The sequence below is a fragment of the Marinobacter pelagius genome (assembly GCF_900114925.1).
Lineage (GTDB): Bacteria > Pseudomonadota > Gammaproteobacteria > Pseudomonadales > Oleiphilaceae > Marinobacter > Marinobacter pelagius.
In genome coordinates this window covers 301,844-321,380 of sequence record NZ_FOUR01000004.1, presented here as the reverse complement: position 1 = coordinate 321,380, position 19,537 = coordinate 301,844, and the positions used below count along the sequence as shown (strand labels likewise).

The following is a 19,537-nucleotide window of genomic DNA, read 5'->3' as shown; positions in this document are numbered from 1 at the left end:
TGGGTTTAGAACGTCGTGAGACAGTTCGGTCCCTATCTGCCGTGGACGTTGGAGATTTGAGGAAAGCTGCTCCTAGTACGAGAGGACCGGAGTGGACGAACCTCTGGTGTTCGGGTTGTGTCGCCAGACGCACTGCCCGGTAGCTATGTTCGGACAGGATAACCGCTGAAAGCATCTAAGCGGGAAGCCCCTTCCAAGATGAGATCTCCCTGGACCCTCGAGGTCCCTGAAGAGCCGTTCAAGACCAGGACGTTGATAGGTCGGGTGTGTAAGCGCTGCGAGGCGTTGAGCTAACCGATACTAATTGCTCGTGCGGCTTGACTATATAACACCCAAGACAATTGCGGATGACGCAACAAAGAAATCGATTATCACTCGGAAAACACCCCGAACGTTCCATCTCGTCCCCCAGTGATCAACCGTTTTGCCTGACGACCATAGCGGTCTGGAACCACCTGATCCCATCCCGAACTCAGAAGTGAAACAGACCAGCGCCGATGGTAGTGTGGCATGGCCCATGCGAGAGTAGGTCATCGTCAGGCTCCTAATACAAAACCCCGACAGCGTTGCTGCCGGGGTTTTTTTATGGGATCAAGAACCTGACGATGACCTGGTGTCAGCTACAAATGGCCCTCATGCGACTATCCAGGTGCGGCCCAAGCCTCTCCTTTAGACAAAACAAAACCCCGGGCCCAACAGGCACCGGGGTTTTTCTATGCACACTAGAAGTCATCTGAGAAGGAAGCAGCCAATCACCCCCGCTTCTGCTTCAACTGCTTGTTCACCATCGCCCGCAAGGCCGCAGGCTTCACCGGCTTGTAGAGAATCTGGTAGCCCCTCTCGATGGCATCCTCACGCACTTCAGGCGCCATATACCCGGTAATCAGAATCCCGGGGATATCGTTGCTGATAGCCTCCCTGAGGCTGTCCATGGCGTCCAGACCATTGCGGTTATCATCCAGCTGGTAATCGGCAAGAATGATATCCGGCTGCCGGCCATCGAGCTTCTCCAGCGAATCCTCAAGACTCTCCGCTGAGGTCACGTCGCACTGCCAGTTCCCAAGCAGCGCCGCCATGCCCTGAAGAATGGCTGGATCATTGTCGATACACAGTACCTGCAGGCCTCCCAGGCTTGAGACCCGTCTGGAGCCGGAGGAGGACTTGGCGCTTTGCTGAGTCTGTTCCGGAGCAGCCACAGGCACCGTGATGCCGAACACGCTTCCCCGGCCCTGTATCGAGTGAACGCTGACGGGATGGTTGAGCATGCCGCTGATCCGGTCGACGATCGCCAGTCCCAGCCCGAGGCCCTTCTTGTCACGTCCATGCTGGAAACGGCGAAATTCCTCAAAGATGTGGGCCAGCTGGTCCTCCGGAATACCGGGGCCGGTATCCCACACCTCGATTCGCAGGTACCCCTTCAGTCGCCGGCACCCCATCAGGATCTTGCCGCTGGGCGTGTACCGGATGGCATTCGACAGGAAGTTCTGGACCACCCGACGCAGCAGTTTGGCGTCAGACCTCACCCAGGCGCTACTGGGTACCACATGCAGCTCCAGGTCCTGCTCCTTGGCGATGGCGGTGAAGTCGGTCGCAAGATGGCGCAACAGTTCGTTGACCGGGAACACGCCGATATCAGGCTCCAGAGCCCCGGCGTCCAGCTTGGAGATGTCGAGCAGGGTACTGATGATTTCTTCCGCTGCACCCAGGGAGCTGTCGATGTGCTCCACCAGCTCCCTGGTCTCGCCATCATTCGCTTTTCCGGCAAGGGCAGAGGTGAACAGACGGGCGGCATTGAGCGGTTGCAGAAGGTCGTGGCTAGCGGAGGCCAGGAACCGGGTCTTGCTCTGGTTGGCCTGCTCGGCCACGGATTTGGCCTTGAGCATCTGCTCGTTGATGACCTGGAGCTCCTGGGTACGTTCCTTGACCCGTTGTTCCAGGTAGATATTGGTCTCTTTCAGCGCCTGTTCGGTCCGGCGCATGGCGGTGATGTCCTGGAAGGTGGTCACGTAGCCGCCACCGGGGATGGGGCTGCCGTCGATCCGGAGCACCGTGCCATCGGGGCGTTGGCGTTCGTAGGACATCGGCTTGCCTTCGCGCATGCTGTTACAGCGGTCGGCAATGATCTCATCGATGCGTCGCGCGGAATGATTGGCATTGGTGAGGTTGTAGCGCATCAGGTCTTCCACCGGACGGCCAACCCGAACAAAACCCTTGGGGTAATTGAACAGCTCAAGGTAGCGGTGGTTCCAGACCACCAGTTGCTGCTGGTGATTCACCACCGAGACCCCGAGGCTTATGTTCTCGATGGCCGATTGCAGTAGCTCCCGGCTGAACGTCATCGCCTGGGACGCCTCATCGACAATGCTGACCACATCCTCGATCTGCATGTCCCGGCCGGTGAGGGTGGATTCCAGCACCACGCGGGCGGTGGAAGCGCCAATCACCGAAGCCAGTTGCCGCTCGATGTACTTCATCAGGTGCGTGGAGGCCGGCCTGTGCGGATGCAGACGAATGGCGTTGCGGCGCTCGTAGTTCCGGAAGATGGTCTCGGAGCGCTCCTCGCCCATGAAACGGTCGGCAAGTGCCTGTAGGTCGGAGATCAGGATCTCCCCCTGCCAGCTCTGGTGATGGGCGGTCTCCGCCTTGGGTTGGGGATCATGGAAGAACGAGGCGATCTGGATCTTCTCACGCACCCGCTGACGGGTCAGCATAGACAGCACGATATAGGTCACGGTGTTGATCCCGAGACTCCAGATGATGCCGTGGCTGGTCTGGTCAAGGTCGGAACCGAACAGGGCCGTGGGACGGGTCCATCCCAGGCCCCAGAGACCATGGTTGATGAGGTTGTCGGCAATCCAGCCCGTAGTGGCCAGGGCCGGCAGCAGCAGGGTGTAGCACCACATCAGGAAGCCCAGGGCCAGACCCCATACCGCCCCCATGTAGTTGCCCCTGCGCCAGATAATGCCGCCCACCAGTGCCGGGCCGAACTGGGCCGCTGCAGCGAAGGACAGCAAGCCGAAGGCAGTCAGGCTGTAGTCTTCGCCGGCCATCCGGTAAAAGCCGTAGGCGGTCAGCAGAACCACGAAGATGGCGACACGGCGAATGCTGAGCAGCAGGTAGCTGAGGTCCGTGCGCCGGTTCATGCCGGGGCGGAAGAACTTCAGCAGCGCCGGCATGATGATTTCGTTACTGACCATGGTGGCAATGGCGACAGAGCAGACAATCACCATCGCCGCCGCTGCTGAACCACCGCCAAGGAAGACCAGTATCGCCAGCCACTCTTCACCGGCAAATATGGGCAACTGAAGGATGAGGATGTCCGGATTGCCCATGATGGGATCCGGCGACAGCAGACCGGCCGCGGCGATGGGCAGGACGAACGCACTGGCAACGACCAGGTAGATCGGCATCGCCCAACGCGCCACTTCAAAGTCCCTGTGGTCGGTGTTTTCCACCACCATTACATGGAACTGCCGGGGCAGGCAGATGATCGCCAGCATTGCCACCAGGGTCTGGGTAATGAAGGCCGGCGCTTCCAGTCCGTCGGTGGTCAGCGCCCCGGCAAGATCCGCCGCCCGCACCTGGTCAAACAGGTCACCGAAACCGTTGTACAGGCCGAATCCTACAAACAGACCGACGGCAACGAACGCGATCAATTTGATCAGGGATTCGAATGCGACTGCCTGGATCATGCCCCGGTGGTGCTCGGTGGATTCCAGGTGGCGGGTACCGAACAGCACGGTAAACACCGCAAGGGCCAGGGTGATGTACCAGGCCGAATCGTTCCAGGCGGCGGAGCTGAGCTCCCGGTAGCCGGTGCCGCTCTCGGACAGCACGTTGAAGCCCATGGCGATGGCTTTCAGCTGGAGGGCAATGTAGGGCACGCTGCCGATCAGGGCAAAGGTGGCGATCATGGCCGCGAGAAGCTGGGATTTGCCGTACCGGGAGGCGATGAAGTCGGCGATCGAGGTACTGTTGTTGCGTTTGCTGATGTAAATGATACGTCGGAGCAACGGGGCTCCGAAGATGAACACCAGCAACGGGCCGAGATAGATGGGCAGGAAGCCCAGCCCCTCCTGGGTGGCGCGGCCGACAGCACCATAGAACGTCCAGGAGGTGAAGTAGACCGCGAGGGAAAGGGCGTAGATGTGCGTTCGCGCCAGACGTTTCCGGTACAGTCCCGGATGCTTGTCACCGGCCCAGGCGATGACAAACAGGATGGAAATGTAGGTAATCGAGATTAATACCAGCAGCCAGGCGCTAATCATGGAACGCTCTTCTCGCTAAAACAACTTGGACTCTCTGCGTCTAACCTCCGGTCAGTCGGCACAGACCGTCTGATACAGCGGGTTACCGGATTCAAGGACCTTCATATTGTCCACCCGGGGTGTTCCGTCAGCGCCCAGTGGGACCAGCTCACGGCTTTCGCAGTTGATGATGTGCACCCGGTGGGAGACTGCATCAGTCATCTTTTGTTCGAAACGGTACAGGGTAAAGCGCACGATGTTCGGATTGTCGGTATCGCGGCTGATGCTCTCCACATCCACGGTGGAGAACGCGGTGACGTAGGGGAACACAAACGTCCACGGGCGCCAGAGTATGCCGTCGCTTTCGGTACCGACGATCACGGCTTCTTCGGGCAGCAGGGTCTGCTTGTGATCGTACCAGGTGTACTCGCCATAAATGAGATAGCCGAGCATACCGGCGCCGGCAAATACAGGGATGAGCCAGCGGGGCGCCTTGTTGCGGGTAATGGCGCGAATACCCAGGGCAATGCCGGCAGCGCCGAGACCGCAAAAAACTGTGGCGATTAAGGTCCAGAACATAAATCTACTTCCTCAAAAAAGAACGGGCTCCCTCGATGAGGAAGCCCGTCCAGGTTCAACCTGTCAATTCATCGAATGAATCAGGTTGAGTTGCTGCTTAGTGGTCTTGAGCCTGACCGGCACCGCGTGGGTAACGGACGCTTTCAACCAGCTCCTGAATCTCAACGGGCGGTTCTTCAGTTGCGTTGGATACAACGAAGGCTACCGCAAAGTTGACGATTGCACCAACCGCACCGATGGACAGCGGGGAGATGCCCAGTACCCAGTTCTCGGGGGTATCCGGCAGGTTAGCGGTGCCCGGGATGAACAGCCAGCCCTTGTACACGAAGATGTAGATCAGGGTGAAGGCCAGACCGGACAGCATACCGGCGATAGCACCAACGTTGTTTACACGCTTGGAGAAGATACCCATCATCAGCGCCGGGAACAGGGATGCCGCGGCGATACCGAACGCCAGAGCTACTACCTGCGCCGCGAAGCCCGGTGGGTTGGCACCAAGCCAGGTGGCCACCACGATTGCCACAGCCATGGAGATCCGGGCTGCCAGCAGTTCGCCTTTCTCCGTGATGTTCGGGTTAATGGAACCCTTGATCAGGTCGTGACTCACCGCAGAGGATATCGCCAGCAACAGACCCGCCGCTGTGGACAGTGCCGCTGCCAGACCACCGGCGGCAATCAGACCGATTACCCAGCCAGGCAGGTTGGCGATTTCCGGGTTGGCCAGTACCAGGATATCCCGGTTAACGGTCAGCTCGTTGCCAGCCCAGCCACGCGCTTCAGCTTCCGGCTGGAAGGACTCGCTGGCGTTGTAGTGCTGGATACGGCCGTCGTTGTTCAGGTCCTCGAACTTGATCAGACCGGTAACTTCCCACTCCTTGACCCAGTTCGGACGCTCTTCGTACAGGATCGGAGCCGCGTCAGTGCCATCCGGGTAGATGGTGGTCATCAGGTTCAGGCGAGCCATGGAAGCAACGGCCGGAGCAGTCAGGTACAGCAGGGCGATGAAGACCAGGGCCCAGCCGGCTGACCAGCGCGCGTCAGCAACCTTGGGTACGGTGAAGAAGCGGATGATAACGTGCGGCAGACCAGCAGTACCGATCATCAGGGACAGGGTGAACAGAACCATGTTCAGCTTGTTGTCGATGTCGGCAGTGTAGGAGTTGAAGCCGAGGTCGGTGATGACCTGGTTCAGTTTCTCCAGAATCGGCAGGCCGGAGTCAGCGTGGGTCGAGAACAGACCCAGCGGCGGCAGCGGGTTGCCGGTCAGCTGCAGGGAGATGAACACAGCCGGGATGGTGTAGGCGATGATCAGTACGCAGTACTGGGCAACCTGGGTGTAGGTAATGCCCTTCATGCCACCCATAACGGCGTACATGAATACCACAACCGCGGCAATCATCAGGCCCAGGGTCGCGTCAACTTCCAGGAAGCGGGAGAAGGCAACGCCGGCACCGGCCATCTGACCGATTACGTAGGTCACAGAGGCCACGATCAGGCAGATAACCGCCACCAGACGGGCGTTCTTGCTGTAGAAGCGGTCGCCGATGAACTCCGGCACGGTGAACTTGCCGAACTTCCGCAGGTATGGAGCCAGCAGCATGGCCAGAAGTACGTAACCGCCGGTCCAGCCCATGAGGAAGGTGGAGTTGGCGTAACCACCGGCGGCAATCAGACCCGCCATGGAGATAAAGGATGCCGCTGACATCCAGTCTGCACCGATCGCCATACCGTTGGTGACCGGGTGAACGCCGCCGCCGGCAACGTAGAAGTCCTTGGTGCTACCGGCTTTCGCCCAGATAGCAATCAGGATATAGAGGAGGAAGGAGCCCCCTACGAAAATGATGTTGATTGCAAATTGGCTCATTCGTCCTTACTCCTCGTGTACGCCGAATTTTTCGTCGATCTTGTTCATGCGCCACGCGTAGTGGAAGATCAGAGCGATGAAGGCAAGGATGGAGCCCTGCTGGGCGAACCAGAAGCCCAGATCAGTCCCGCCAACGGAAATACCCGCCAGCATCGGACGAAGCAGAATGGCGCAGCCGTAAGATACTACGGCCCAGACAATCAGACTCCCGAATATCAGGCGGAGGTTCGCCTTCCAGTAGTTTTCAGCGTCGTAGCTATGACCTGACATAGGATTCACTCCTGTGTTGTTGTTGTGGAGGTTGGATGGATTTTTGGTGAGGTATTTCGGATAGAGAATTTATTATTCATATAAGTACTTCTCCGACTGTTGTCCCTAGTGACTTTACTGGTCAACCAACATATAGATATTGGCAAAAGGTCTAATTCTCAGTAATTTGCCTTGGGATTGGTCAATTTTGTGAAGCGGTTTGCCCTCCCTCAAAAACGGTGCATGTTTTGCAATCTCCGTTGATATCGGAGCTTGTCATTTAATTCTTTCAGGGTTTTTACACCTTCTTTCCGGGCTTTGTTCAGCGCCACCAGGGTGAGTTCGGCAGTGGCCAGGGCATCGGCAGCCGCATGATGGCGTTCGCTCACCTCAAGCCCGAAGAAATCTGCCCAGTTGTCCAGGCGCTTGCCACCGGTTTTGGCGTCCGGGAAAAATGCCGGTAGCAGGTCGGCTACATCGATCCACAGATGTGGCTGGGTATAGCCAAGCTGGGCCTTGAGCGTTTTTTCCAGGAATTTCTGGTCGAACGCCGAGTGGTAGGCAAGCACCGGATCCCCGTTCATCCATTCGAGCAGGTACAGCAGGGCATCTTCGGTTTCGTGGCCCTGGGTCAGGGCTTCCGGTCCGATGCCGTGGATCAGGACCGTTTCGCTGATATCCAGTTCGGGTCGCCTGAGAATCAGGTCGAACTGGTCATCCAGATGGATCACGCCGCCACTGATGGCCACCGCACCAATGGCGATCACCTCGTCCCTGGCGGCGTTAAGACCGGTGGTTTCGAGGTCGAGTACGATGAGCCGGCAGTCGGATAGCAGTTGGTCACCGGCACTTTTTGGTGTCGGAAGGTTTTCCCGGTCGTGCTCGCCGAGCTGGCCAGCCCGGCGCCGCTCCAGCCATTGTTTGATGTAGTCCAGCATCCTGTCCGGCTCTCAGAGTTGATAGGTGACTTCCAGCTTCTGCTGGAGTCGTTGGGCCTGACGGAAGGATTCGCGCAGGATTCGCCGGTCCAGAGGGTTCAGGTCATCCGGATCAATGTAGTTGGTCAGCTCTTCACCACGGGACAGCATTTCCTGGTGGGCGCGCATGCGAATGGCCTGGATGAGGCTGTAGGCTTCTTTCCAGGCATTGGCATCCTTGGGGTCGAATACACCCTTCTTCGCCAGTTCTTCCATCCGTTCCAGGGTATTGGCGGTCTCCACGCCATTGGCCAGGGCGAATACCCGCACCGATTCCACAAACGGCGCCAGCCCCTGACGTTTGAGATCCAGCGCGTGTTTCTTCTCCTCGTTCAGGTAACGGAAATTGCGGAACATCGTCAGGGGTGGTTTGCGCTGCAGCGCGTTGCCGGCCAGCATCTTCTGGAACAGGGCGTTCTTGCGGATTCGTGTCAGGACCTTTTCCAGGAGTTCATGCAGGGGCTCGGTCGGGCCGAACACCGCCCGCATGTCCAGGAAAATCGATGAGTACACCAGGTTCTGGGGTGTGGAGGCATCGATAAAGCGGATGAACCAGTCATCCCATTCCCGGTTGCTCAGGCAGAGCTTCGGGTTGCTGGCCATGATGTTGCCCTTGCACAGGGTGAAGCCGCACTCGGCCAACTCCTTGTTAACGGTCTGGGCGAAGGGCAAGAGCTTCTCCCGGACCTGCTCCTCGGTCATTCCTTCCGGTGTCCGGAACAGGATGCCGTTGTCCTGGTCGGTGAGCAGGGTCTGTTCCTGCCGGCCCTCGGAACCAAAAGTCAGCCAGGTGAAGGGGATGCCTGGATCGTTCTTCTGCAGGTTCAGTTCCAGTACGCGGCGCACGGTGACGTCGTTAAGGGTGGTGATGATCTTCACCACCTGGCCGGAATCGGCACCATGAGCCAGCATGGCGTCCACCAGCCGGGATACGTCGCTGCGCAGGCTTACCAGGGTGCGCAGATGGGTAGCGGTGCCTATGGTGCGGGCCAGGTTGACCAGATCTACCCGCTGCAGCGCGAACAGGTCCCGCTCCGAGACCACGCCAATCAGGCGTTGCTCATCATCAACCACACACAAGTGGGCGAAATGGTGCTCGGCCATCAGCATGGCAGCTTCAAAGGCGTCTGCGTCGGCGGGCAGGCGGCAGGGCTCGGCTGTCATCACCTGGCGGACCGGTGTATCCAGGGGGCCCTTTTCCTCGGCGATCATGGTGCGCAAGTCACGCAGGGTGAAAATGCCGATCGGGTGCCGGTTGTCGTCGGTAATAATGATGCTGCCGACGTTGTTCTCGTGCATGCGTGCTACGGCCTTGCGCACCGGTAGATCCGGAGAGCAGACGATCGGGTTGCGCAGGGCATAGCGCTCCAGCGGGGTATCCAGGCTGTTGCTCGACCCCATGGACGCCATGGCGTTGGACTGGATGCGCTGGTTCACCTGATCAAGCAGGCTGCTGACGCCCCTGAGGCAGAAATCGCGGAACGGGTCGCTCTCGGAGAACAGGGTGATAAAGGCGTCCTGTTCAATGCTCAGGCAAAAGGTATCGCCGTCAGCCCGGTGCAGAGTGCGGGTCGGGCGTTCGCCGATCAGTGCTGCCAGGGGAAAGCATTCGCCGCGGCTGATTTCAAAGGTGGTTTCGGTCCGGTCTTCTTTGTCATTGTGGCGTTCGCCACGGATCCGTCCCTGTTTGACCACGTAAAACCGTTTGACGATGCCGTCATCAGGGGAGAGCACCTCATCGCCATCGGCAAAGAACCTGAGGGTCGCATGCTCGGCAAAATGGGCCAGATGGGCATCGTCCATGCTGGAGAAAGGCGCATGCTCCCGCAGGAAGCTCATGATGGCGCGGGTGTTCTGGGGGCGGTTACTGTCCTGATTCGAGGCCATGTCCGGATCCGTTCGCTCGTTATTATTGTCCGCCTGAGTGTAGTGCAGGGCACGGGATCGGGCCCTACGATTTTGGTCGCAGGCGGCAGTGTGGGTGGTTGCTTTCTTTATGGTATACCGGGGCGGTGGTAAAGTTCTGACATCAATCAATCCAGATACAAACCGATCCATGACCAGTAAAGATGAGCGCCTGGCCTTCCTGGAAGAAATGAAGGACGTCCGGCGCATCCGCAAACCAAACCGGGCCGAGGTCTCCACGCCCAGGGAACTGACTCCGGGTCATCTGGAGCGTCAGCGCGCGGCCGTGGAGAAACCCCTGAAGGATGTCAATCCGTTGACTTCCGATATGGTGGAGCCGCTGACCGCGCACGATATTCTGAGTTGGCAGCGCCCGGGCATCCAGCACGGCGTTTTTCGCAAGCTCCGACTGGGTCAGTATCCCATTGAAGCCCGCCTTGACCTGCACCGGATGACCGTTGAGCAGGCCCGGCGGGAAGTGTTCACGTTTATTGGTGATTGCGTCCGTTACGGCCTTCGCTCCGTGATCATCCTTCACGGCAAGGGCGAGCGTAACCCGGACGGCATCGCCCAGCTGAAAAGCTATCTCGCCAAGTGGCTACCCGAACTTGACGATGTGCTGGCGTTTCATTCGGCCCAAAAACACCATGGTGGCACCGGGGCGGTGTATGTCATGGTACGGAAGAGTGACCGCGACAAGCAGCGCAATCGTGAAATCCACGGAAGCCGGTAAGGTTTCCATTCCTTTCCAACGTCATGTTGAAACACCGGAAGAACCGGTATTGGAGGTAAGTGTGGTTAAGCAGTTCGTTGTAATTGTGTTCTCGGTGCTGGCTCTGGCCGGCTGCAAGGATCGCGTGATCTGGAACGATAACGGCAAGGTCGAGGAAGCTACGGAGAGCCGCGAAGTCTGGAATTCCAACGGTCAGATGGAATCCGGCGAACGCAAGATCTGGGTGAACAAGGACGGCGAGGAGGTCGTCAAATAGCAAGCCCGGTGTCGACCTGCCCCCTAATAACAGAAGTGGGCTGACTGAAAGCCCCTGCACAGGAGAGAGGGAATGGCATTGCGCCTGACAGTGAATGGCGAGACTCACTCGCTGGATATCGAGGCCGATACGCCCCTGTTATGGGTGCTGCGGGACGAACTGGGGCTGCCGGGCACCAAGTTCGGGTGTGGAGCAGGGCTGTGTGGCGCCTGTACGGTGCACCTGAACGGGCAGCCAGTGCGCTCCTGTTCCACTCCGGTGGAAATGGCCGCGGATGGCGAGGTGACCACTATTGAAGGTCTGGGCAGTGGCGACCGGCTGCATGCCTTGCAGCAGGCCTGGATTGACCATGGCGTGCCCCAGTGTGGTTACTGCCAGTCCGGGCAGATCATGAGTGCCGCTCATTTGCTGGCGACCAACCCCTCTCCGGCCCGTGACGAGATCGTTGCGGCCATGACCGGCAACCTTTGCCGGTGTGGGACGTACAGCCGGATCATCGCTGCCGTGGAATCCGTCGCTGCTGGCGAGAAGCCGGCGCAGGAGGAGGCGTGACATGGCGATGAACCGAAGGGATTTCCTGAAAGTCGGTGCCGGTGCCTCCGGTAGCCTGATGCTTTCCCTGTCTCTGCCGGGCTGCTCCGGGCTGCCCACAGGCTATGAGCAAGAGACCGGCGAATGGCGCCCGGATGCCTGGCTGGAGATTACCCGGGATGACCGGATCTATTTCACCCTGGCGCGGGTGGAAATGGGGCAAGGGACCTATACCGGCCTGACCACCCTGATTGCCGAGGAACTGGAAGTGGCACCGGGGGCCATCGAGCCGCGCTTTGCCCCGGTTGCCGATGAATACAAGAATCCCTTGTACAAGCTGCAGCTCACCGGTGGTAGCACCAGTCTGGCTACCAGCTGGGAGCCCCTGAGGACGGCCGGTGCGGAAGCCCGGGAGATGCTGATTCGGGCGGCCGCCGGTGTCTGGCGGGTTGATGCGAAAGAATGCTCGGCCAGTGAAGGCCGGGTCATCCACCCCAATGGCATCGATTCCATGCGCTACGGCCAGCTGGTTGAGCTGGCTTCCAAAGAAATTCTGCGCGGGGACGTTGCGCTCAAGCCGGCGGCTGAATGGAAATACATCGGCAAACAGAACCGGCGGCTGGACGCTCGGGCCAAGTCAACCGGCAAAGCCGTGTACGGCATTGATGTCAGCCTGCCGGACATGGTGTACGCAGTGGTCACCCGCTCACCCCGCTACGGTGGCAAGGTGCAGTCGTTCAATGGCGATGAGGTCCGGGCCATGGCCGGGGTTCTGGAGGTCATGGAAATCGACCGTGGTGTGGCCATTGTCGCTGACAAGTACTGGCGTGCCCGCAAGGCCCAGGATGCCCTGAAGGTCCAGTGGAACTTTTCCGAGGCAATAGACCTGTCCACGCCCGAGGTTTTCGAGACCTACCGCAAGGCTGCCGATGAGGATGCCGGCGAATCAGAACGCAGCGAAGGCGATACCGAAAGCGTTCTGGCCAACGCTGACAAGGTGGTGGAGGCCGAGTACAGCCAGCCTTACCTGGCACACGCTACCCTGGAGCCCATGAACGCCACGGCCTGGTACCGCAACGATCACATGGAGATCTGGGCGCCGACCCAGGCACCGGATCTGGGTCGGATTGCCGTTGCCCGGGTGACCGATCTGGCCCCGAACGAGGTCACCATCAACACCACCTTTCTCGGTGGTGGCTTTGGCCGGCGCCTGACCCAGGACTACATCGAAGAAGCCGCCGCTGTCGCGTTCCGCATGGACCGGCCGGTGAAGGTGATCTGGTCCCGGGAAGAGGATGCCCGCCACGATCTGTACCGCCCGGCGATGTTGCACCGGATGAAGGCGGGCCTGAATAAGGGTGAGCTCAGTGGCTGGGATCATCAGATCGTCGGGCCGCAGATCCTGAACTGGTATGTCCGCAACGCCGGGCCTGCGCAGTTCCCGTGGACGCCCAAGTTCCTCTACAACACCCTCGGCAAGGTCGGGGTCTGGGCCGAAGGCATTGCCACCCCGAAAGATATCTCCGCCATCGAGGGTGCGATCGAATATCCCTACCAGGTCGCCAATATCGATATCCGCCACACCCACATCGATCCGGGGGTTCCCATCACCTGGTGGCGCTCGGTGGGCTATTCCCATAACGGCTTTGCCGTCGAGACCTTTATGGATGAACTGGCCCACGAGGCGGGGCAGGACCCCTACCAATTCCGTCGCCGCCTGCTGGCGAACGAGCCCCGACATCGGGAGGTACTGGATCGGGCAGCCCGACTGGGCGGCTGGGATACACCCGTGCCCGAGGGCCGGGCCCGGGGCATTGCCCTGATGCGCAGCTTCGGCACCTACGTGGCCCAGGTGGTGGAAGCCGGCCTCGAGGAAGGCTCGATCCGGGTCTATAAGGTTGCCGCGGCCGTGGATTGTGGCCAGGTGGTCAACCCGGCCATCGTGGTTGACCAGATCGAGGGCGGCATCCTGTTCGGCCTGACGGCTGCGTTATATGGGGAAATTACCCTGGAGCAGGGCGAAGTCCAGCAATCCAACTTCCACGACTACCCGCTGCTGCGGCAGTACGAGCGGCCGGAGGTCGAGGTGGAGATTGTGGACAGCACCGAGACACCGACCGGGGTCGGTGAGCCCGGTGTGCCCCCGGTGATTCCGGCCCTGGGCAATGCCCTGTTTGCGCTGACCGGTAAGCGCCAGCGCACCCTGCCTCTGAAGGCGGATGCCTGATGGCCGCGGGAGTGCGCCCGTGATCTCCGGCCAGGCCTCCGTTATGGAGAGTATCCGCCGCTGGCTGGCCGCCGGCGAGCGGGTCTGGTTGTGCACCATCGTCGAAACCTGGGGTTCGTCCCCGAGGCCGGTGGGCTCGTGGTTGGCCGTGTCGGAGACGGGTCACTGGAGTGGGTCGGTGTCCGGCGGCTGCCTGGAAGAGGATCTGCTGCAGCGAACCGCCGCCGAGGGCCCCGTCGAATCCATTCTGATTGATTACGGCATCACCGACGGGGACCGGGACCGTTTCCAGTTACCCTGTGGTGGACGGATCCGGTTGCTGGTCGAACCGCTGGTCGCGTCGGACCACTTGCCTCATATCGAGCGGGTGTCCAGGGCACTTTCTGAACGGCAACCGATCACGCGGAAAGTAAGAGTCGGCGGCGGAATGGGCCTGATAGGCGCAGACGGCAACGCCCGCAATGGTTTGGCCTTCGATGGACAGACCCTGGTGCACACACTGCAGCCGGAGTGTCGTCTGCTGCTGATCGGTGCCGTCGAGGTGGCGCGCCATGTGGCGGAGTTTGCCTCGGCTGCGGAATTCACCGTCACCCTGTGCGAGCCCCGGGATACCTTTGCTGAAGGCTGGCAGTATCCGCATATCCCCCTGAGTCGACGCCTGCCGGACGACCTCATTGCCGAAGACTATGGTGATCAATGGTGCGGGGTTCTGGCCCTGGCCCATGACCCCCGGGTGGATGACATGGGGTTGCTGGCGGCACTGCAGTCACAGGCGTTCTATATCGGCGCCATGGGGTCTCGCAAGACGTCCGAGGCCCGTCGGTCGAGACTCGCCGACCTGGGGCTGGATGCGGCGGCGCTCGCCCGGCTCAGGGCGCCAATCGGGGTCAACATTCCCAGCAAGACGCCGGCGGAAATTGCCATTTCCATCGTGGCGGATCTGATTGCTGCACGACATGATTTGCGGGCCGCCCAAGCATCCCTATAATGGCGGAAAATGAGGGTTGATAATCTCCGGGCGGCGGGGAAACCCCTGGCACCTGGTCCGTGGAGAAACACCGTGTTTGATGTCACCCGATACGCCATAGCGGCAGAATCCATCGTCGACGCCGGCCGCTTCCTGTACCAGCGGGGCTGGTCGCCGGCCACCAGCAGCAATTACTCGGCGCGGATTGACGACGAGCACATTGCGATCACGGTTTCCGGCCGGCACAAGGGCCAGTTGGGGGCCGGAGACGTGATGGTGGTGGACCTGTCCGGTCAGCCGGTCCAGAGCAACTGTCGCTCCTCGGCGGAAACCCGACTGCACACCGTCCTTTATGAGCTGTTCCCGGACGTCGGCGCGGTGCTGCACACCCATTCGGTGAAAGCCACCGTTCTGAGTCGGCTGCTGGAGCCGGGCCGGGCACTGGAACTTGAAGGCTACGAACTGCAGAAAGCCTTCTCCGGCGTGCAGACCCACGAATCCGTGCTCTCGGTTCCGGTGTTCGACAACACCCAGGATATCGATGCGCTCGCCCGGGAGACCCGGGCCTGGTTCGCGGAGCATCCGGAGCAGCCGGGCTACCTGATCCGGGGCCACGGCCTGTATACGTGGGGTAACACCATGGCCGATTGCCTGCGCCATGTGGAAGCCTTTGAATTCCTCTTTGAATGTGAACTTGAAACCATGAGGGTCCGCCCATGACCACCCTGAGCATCTTTGATCAAAGCCAGCCCGAGCACGCCCGGACCGTGACGCAAAACCCGTCGGAAATCCGCGAGCTGCTGGCCACCAAGGGCATTCGCTTCGAGCAATGGCCGACCCGTGACTTGCCCGCGGATGCCACCCAGGAGCAGATCCTGGAGGTCTACAGCGAGGAAGTGGCCCGGCTGAAAGAAGAATGCGGGTTCCAGACCGCCGATGTGGTCAGCCTGAATCCGGATAACCCGCAGAAAGAGGCGTTTCGCCAGAAGTTCCTGGATGAGCATACTCACAGTGAAGACGAAGTCCGATTCTTCGTTCGGGGCCAGGGCCTGTTCTATCTGCATTTCGGTGATCAGGTCTACGCGGTCATGTGCGAGAAGAATGACCTGATCAGCGTCCCGGACGGTACCCGGCACTGGTTTGATATGGGGCCCGAGCCGGAATTCACCTGCATTCGCCTGTTCAGCAATCCGGAAGGCTGGGTGGCGGACTTTACCGGCGAGGACATCGCCAGCCGGCTGCCCCGGTACGAAGCGCTGGCGGAGGCGGGTGGATGATCCGGGTTATCCTGACCGACATTGAGGGCACCACCAGCTCCATTTCGTTTGTACACGACGTGCTCTTCCCCTTTGCGGCCGAGCACCTGCCCGGGTTCGTGACCGAGAACCGGGATGACCCTGCCGTGGCTGAACAGCTCGATGCGGTTGCTGCAATAAGTGGCGTCGACCGCCAGGATGTCGACGGCCTCGTCGAGGTGCTCCAGCAGTGGATCAGGGAAGATCGCAAGGAAACCTCCCTGAAAGCCCTCCAGGGTATGGTCTGGGAGCAGGGCTACCAGCAGGGCGAGCTGAAGGGGCATATCTACCCGGACGCGGCCGATTACCTGCAGCGCTGGCATGATCGGGGCTTGCGTCTGTTTGTTTACTCTTCCGGTTCGGTGAAGGCCCAGAAGCTCATTTTCGGCTTTACCACCGAGGGTGATTTCACGCCGTTCTTCTCCGGGTATTTCGACACCCGCATCGGCGGTAAGAAAGAAGCTGATTCCTATCGTAATATTCTCAAAGAGCTGGGGGTCGAGCCGGAAACCGTGCTGTTTCTGTCCGATGTCGAGGCGGAACTCGAAGCGGCAGAGGCTGCCGGCATGAAGACTGCCTGGCTGGTCCGGGAGGGCGAGCTGCCTGACACTGGCCGTTTCGTCGCCCGCGATTTCTCGGAGGTGGAGACCCTGCTGCGCAAGCGCTGACACCTCCGCCCGACCCACAGGAGGATCCCATGACCGGAACACGCTGGGCCCGCCCGATGGCGCTGCTGCTGATGGTTCCGGTCCTGAGTGCCTGTAATCCCTTTTCCGAGGCCCGCCCCATGCTGGATGAATACGTGGAGCGGGTCGCCCGGGTTCTGGAGACGGAACCCGAGCTCTCTTCCCCGGAACCCGCCAAACAGATTCCCCGTCGTCGTGATCGCGTGCTGGCCATGCCGGAGCTGGACATGGGCATGCTCGATTTCCTGTCCCTCTATGGTTGTGAGCTGCAGTTCGTGGTGGGCGAGAAGAACTCAGTGATGGGCCGGGTCATGCAGCCCCTCAATCGTCTTCGTTACGAGGTACGCTTCATCGAGGCGGCGCGGGAGTGCCTGCCTGAGGTGGATGACGAGGAGCTTGAGGAAGCACTCGGGGAAGCCATCGAAAGCAAGCGGGAGTCCCTGCCTATCGCAGTATGGAATGCGACCTGGGGTGTGGAAGAGGTGGAGACCCTGTTCACCCTGGCCAAGGGTTATTACCCGGTAGCCCCGGAAGGCGATCCGGTTTCCGATCTGGCGCTGGATGCGCAACAGCTGAATGCCGCCACCACCAGGCTGCTGGATGAAAAGCTGGATGTATCACTGGCGTTTGCTGGCAACGTTCATCAGCGATGGCAGGCGGAGTATCGGGCGGGGCAGTTGATCAACAGTGCCCGCTTGCTGGCGAGCAGGCTGGACGACGCCACTGGCCTGTTGCAGGAGCGGCTGGAGGGGCGGCCGCTGTGCCTCAATGGCAAGCCGAACAACCAGTCCGACATTGTGCAGAACATGTTCTTCAGCGTGTACATCGGAGAGATCCAGCCCTACATGGGCGAGATCCGTCGGGCCCGGGATGCGTTGATCGAGCCGCTCGCCAGGCTAGCGCAGCAGCAGGAAGAGGTGATGCCGGAGCAGTTCCGGGACTGGTACCGGCACCATCTGTCTCTGTCCGCCGAAGGCAGCCTCTGGCTGGAGCTGGACCGGTCGATGGCGGACCACACCCGGGCCTGGCAGGATCTGCTGGGGCAGTGTGGTCTGCGTCCCGGAGCGTGATGGGGGCAGGTCTGCCCCCAGGGTCAGCTTGCCTGCGGGCGATTTACCTTCAGGTGGACCATCGCCACGACGAACAGCAACAGTGTTAGCACCGTCAGCAGTACCGGGCCGGGGGCTCCCTCGCTGAGCCAGGCTGACACCACCGCCTGGGTGAAGTAGAAAATCACCACGAAGGCCATCCAGATATAGCCGCGGTTATGGCCCCGGAATACCGGCACGGCAAAGGCCAGCAGCGGTACCAGTTTTACTGCCAGCATCAGGGTAATGGACACCCCTTCAACCGGTGCGGGGAAAAACGTGGTGGCAATGAGGGTCGCCAGCACCGCCAGGTACAGCAGAATGGTCAGCCGGGCAGTCTGTTTGGCTTTCGGGTTGTGGAGCATGGTTGCTTTCCGGTTCAGTCGGACAATTTAAGGGCCAGGGTGGCCAGGCGTTGGCCGAAGGCCTGGCACAGGGTCTTTTCGTGTTCGCTCAGGGGCAGCTGCTCTCCAGTACCGGCCCAGTGGGAGGGGCCGTAGGGGGTTCCCCCGGATTCGGTCTCGCTCAGTGCCTGCTCGGTGTAGGGCAGGCCGCACAACACCATGCCATGGTGAAGTAGCGGCATCATCATGGTCATCAGGGTGGTTTCCTGGCCCCCGTGGAGACTGCCGGTCGAGGTGAAAGCGCCGGCGGGTTTTCCGGCCAGGGCGCCGCTCAGCCACAGATCACCGGTGGTATCGAGAAAGTGCTTCAGGGGCGCCGCCATGTTGCCAAAGCGTGTGGGGCTGCCAATGGCCAGCCCGGAGCATCCGGCTAGGTCGGCCTTGGTGGCATAGGGCGCTCCCTCATCAGGTACCGGCGGCAGGCTCGCTTCGGTATCGGGGGATACCGATGGCACGGCCCGCAGGCGGGCCTCAATGCCGGGTACCCGGGCAACGCCCCGGCCGATCTGGCCGGCCAGCTCTGCGGTCTGGCCGTTGCGGCTGTAATAAAGAATCAGGACGTACGGTGCATGCTCTGGCATGGAACGGGTTTCCTTGCTTGGCGGCTTGTAACTGGATTCGGAGATTACATTACAGAATGGTCAGAACATTCTCCGGCGGTCTGCCAAGGGCCGCCTTCTTGTTACGAATCACAATGGGGCGCTCGATCAGTTTTGGATGCTCGGACATCGCCTGGAGCAGCTGTTCCCGGGACAGTTCAGGGTTATCCAGGCCCAGCTCCTTGTATTCGGTTTCCTTGGTACGCATGAGTTCCCGGGGCTCGCAGCCCAGCATATCCAGGATATTCCCGAGCTCTTCCGCTGTCGGAGGGGTTTCCAGGTAGCGTATAATCTCCGGCTCGATTCCCCGTTCGTTAAGCAGTTCAAGTGTTTGACGTGACTTGGAGCAGCGCGGGTTGTGGAAAATCCGGGTCGGTTCTGTCATCTTCTGGCCTGATTGTCTGGGATGGATACAGCGGGTTTGAAAGGCCCGTAGTCTAACAGGAGGAGTTGCCGTGCAGTACCCTGTGTCTGGTGGCCGTGCCCGAGGGTTGATGGTTGCAGCCGTGCTTCTGACGGTTTTTTTGTCAGGCTGCCAGAAAACCGAGTTTGAACGCGCGGAAGGACCCCGCCTGAACTGGGACAACCTGCGCGGCCAGTGGGTGCTGGTCAATTACTGGGCCGAATGGTGCAAGCCCTGCCTGGAGGAAATCCCGGAACTGAACGAACTGGACAAGGCGCCGGATATTGCGGTGCTTGGTGTCAACTTTGACGGCGTAACCGGAGCGGAACTGGCCGAACTGGGCGAACGGATGGGCATCGAGTTCACCATGCTGGCGGAAGATCCCGCCTCCCGGTTCGGCTGGCAGGTGCCGGTGGCACTGCCGGCCACGTTTGTGGTGAACCCGGACGGAGAATTACTGGAGACCCGCTTCGGCCCCCAGACAGAAGCGGATATCCGGGCGTTGATCGGCGGCTGAGCCCGCGCCC

At 60.4% G+C, this 19,537-nt stretch carries 19 protein-coding genes and 2 rRNA genes; 12 read left to right on the top strand and 9 right to left on the bottom strand.

What is annotated here, in order from left to right; genetic code table 11:
* A 23S ribosomal RNA gene (locus BM254_RS10945) occupies positions 1-325 on the top strand; the annotation flags it as partial.
* 102 nt (positions 326-427) lie between these two features.
* Positions 428-542, top strand: a 5S ribosomal RNA gene (rrf, locus tag BM254_RS10940).
* A 210-nt stretch (positions 543-752) separates the two neighbouring features.
* Here rrf and BM254_RS10935 read toward each other — a convergent pair.
* The 6 genes from BM254_RS10935 to BM254_RS10910 all read right to left on the bottom strand — a co-directional run bounded on the left by BM254_RS10935 (position 753) and on the right by BM254_RS10910 (position 9,803).
* Positions 753-4,268 carry a hybrid sensor histidine kinase/response regulator gene (locus BM254_RS10935; protein ID WP_092003112.1) on the bottom strand — a complete coding sequence of 1,172 codons (3,516 nt, stop codon included), beginning with the start codon at positions 4,266-4,268 and terminating at the stop codon, positions 753-755.
* A 51-nt stretch (positions 4,269-4,319) separates the two neighbouring features.
* Positions 4,320-4,826 (bottom strand): hypothetical protein, encoded by a 507-nt coding sequence (locus BM254_RS10930; protein WP_092003109.1) that lies wholly within the window; start codon positions 4,824-4,826, stop codon positions 4,320-4,322.
* A gap of 97 nt (positions 4,827-4,923) precedes the next feature.
* Positions 4,924-6,690: a sodium:solute symporter family protein gene (locus tag BM254_RS10925; protein ID WP_092003106.1), complete on the bottom strand. Its 1,767-nt coding sequence runs from the start codon at positions 6,688-6,690 to the stop codon at positions 4,924-4,926.
* Positions 6,691-6,696: 6 nt separating this feature from the next.
* A complete protein-coding gene (locus BM254_RS10920) occupies positions 6,697-6,960 on the bottom strand; it encodes a DUF4212 domain-containing protein (RefSeq protein WP_092003103.1) in 264 nt (87 codons plus the stop codon).
* Between the two features lie 209 nt (positions 6,961-7,169).
* Positions 7,170-7,877 (bottom strand): 3'-5' exonuclease, encoded by a 708-nt coding sequence (locus tag BM254_RS10915; RefSeq protein WP_092003100.1) that lies wholly within the window; start codon positions 7,875-7,877, stop codon positions 7,170-7,172.
* A gap of 12 nt (positions 7,878-7,889) precedes the next feature.
* A complete protein-coding gene (locus tag BM254_RS10910; RefSeq protein ID WP_092003097.1) occupies positions 7,890-9,803 on the bottom strand; it encodes a putative nucleotidyltransferase substrate binding domain-containing protein in 1,914 nt (637 codons plus the stop codon).
* Positions 9,804-9,972: 169 nt separating this feature from the next.
* Between BM254_RS10910 and smrA the strand changes: the two genes are divergently transcribed.
* The 9 genes from smrA to BM254_RS10865 all read left to right on the top strand — a co-directional run bounded on the left by smrA (position 9,973) and on the right by BM254_RS10865 (position 17,586).
* Positions 9,973-10,554: a DNA endonuclease SmrA gene (smrA, locus tag BM254_RS10905; RefSeq protein WP_092003092.1), complete on the top strand. Its 582-nt coding sequence runs from the start codon at positions 9,973-9,975 to the stop codon at positions 10,552-10,554.
* 61 nt (positions 10,555-10,615) lie between these two features.
* Positions 10,616-10,810 (top strand): hypothetical protein, encoded by a 195-nt coding sequence (locus BM254_RS10900; protein ID WP_245777429.1) that lies wholly within the window; start codon positions 10,616-10,618, stop codon positions 10,808-10,810.
* 72 nt (positions 10,811-10,882) lie between these two features.
* Entirely contained in the window at positions 10,883-11,362 is a 480-nt protein-coding gene (locus tag BM254_RS10895; RefSeq protein WP_092003090.1) for a (2Fe-2S)-binding protein, read from the top strand.
* A gap of 1 nt (position 11,363) precedes the next feature.
* On the top strand, positions 11,364-13,568 hold the full coding sequence (locus BM254_RS10890; RefSeq protein ID WP_092003087.1) for a xanthine dehydrogenase family protein molybdopterin-binding subunit: 2,205 nt from the start codon (positions 11,364-11,366) through the stop codon (positions 13,566-13,568).
* Between the two features lie 19 nt (positions 13,569-13,587).
* Complete coding sequence (locus BM254_RS10885) at positions 13,588-14,556, top strand: XdhC family protein (protein WP_245777428.1); 969 nt, start codon at positions 13,588-13,590, stop codon at positions 14,554-14,556.
* 72 nt (positions 14,557-14,628) lie between these two features.
* Positions 14,629-15,255, top strand: coding sequence for a methylthioribulose 1-phosphate dehydratase (locus BM254_RS10880; RefSeq protein ID WP_092003084.1), 627 nt, complete (start codon positions 14,629-14,631; stop codon positions 15,253-15,255).
* Entirely contained in the window at positions 15,252-15,812 is a 561-nt protein-coding gene (locus BM254_RS10875) for a 1,2-dihydroxy-3-keto-5-methylthiopentene dioxygenase (RefSeq protein WP_092003081.1), read from the top strand. Before BM254_RS10880 ends, BM254_RS10875 begins: the two co-directional genes overlap by 4 nt.
* Positions 15,809-16,498, top strand: coding sequence for an acireductone synthase (mtnC, locus tag BM254_RS10870; protein ID WP_092003077.1), 690 nt, complete (start codon positions 15,809-15,811; stop codon positions 16,496-16,498). Before BM254_RS10875 ends, mtnC begins: the two co-directional genes overlap by 4 nt.
* A 29-nt stretch (positions 16,499-16,527) precedes the next feature.
* A complete protein-coding gene (locus BM254_RS10865) occupies positions 16,528-17,586 on the top strand; it encodes a DUF3080 domain-containing protein (protein WP_092003073.1) in 1,059 nt (352 codons plus the stop codon).
* A 23-nt stretch (positions 17,587-17,609) separates the two neighbouring features.
* Here the strand turns inward: BM254_RS10865 and BM254_RS10860 are convergent, their stop codons facing one another.
* From BM254_RS10860 to arsC, 3 genes are read right to left on the bottom strand one after another with little or no spacing between them, the layout of a single operon-like run.
* Positions 17,610-17,969, bottom strand: coding sequence for a DUF2069 domain-containing protein (locus BM254_RS10860; RefSeq protein WP_092003070.1), 360 nt, complete (start codon positions 17,967-17,969; stop codon positions 17,610-17,612).
* 14 nt (positions 17,970-17,983) lie between these two features.
* Positions 17,984-18,589 (bottom strand): NAD(P)H:quinone oxidoreductase, encoded by a 606-nt coding sequence (wrbA, locus tag BM254_RS10855; RefSeq protein WP_092003067.1) that lies wholly within the window; start codon positions 18,587-18,589, stop codon positions 17,984-17,986.
* Between the two features lie 49 nt (positions 18,590-18,638).
* Positions 18,639-18,992 carry an arsenate reductase (glutaredoxin) gene (arsC, locus tag BM254_RS10850; protein WP_092003064.1) on the bottom strand — a complete coding sequence of 118 codons (354 nt, stop codon included), beginning with the start codon at positions 18,990-18,992 and terminating at the stop codon, positions 18,639-18,641.
* Between the two features lie 70 nt (positions 18,993-19,062).
* Between arsC and BM254_RS10845 the strand changes: the two genes are divergently transcribed.
* Positions 19,063-19,527, top strand: coding sequence for a TlpA family protein disulfide reductase (locus BM254_RS10845; RefSeq protein ID WP_092003060.1), 465 nt, complete (start codon positions 19,063-19,065; stop codon positions 19,525-19,527).
* Positions 19,528-19,537: the final 10 nt, after the last annotated feature.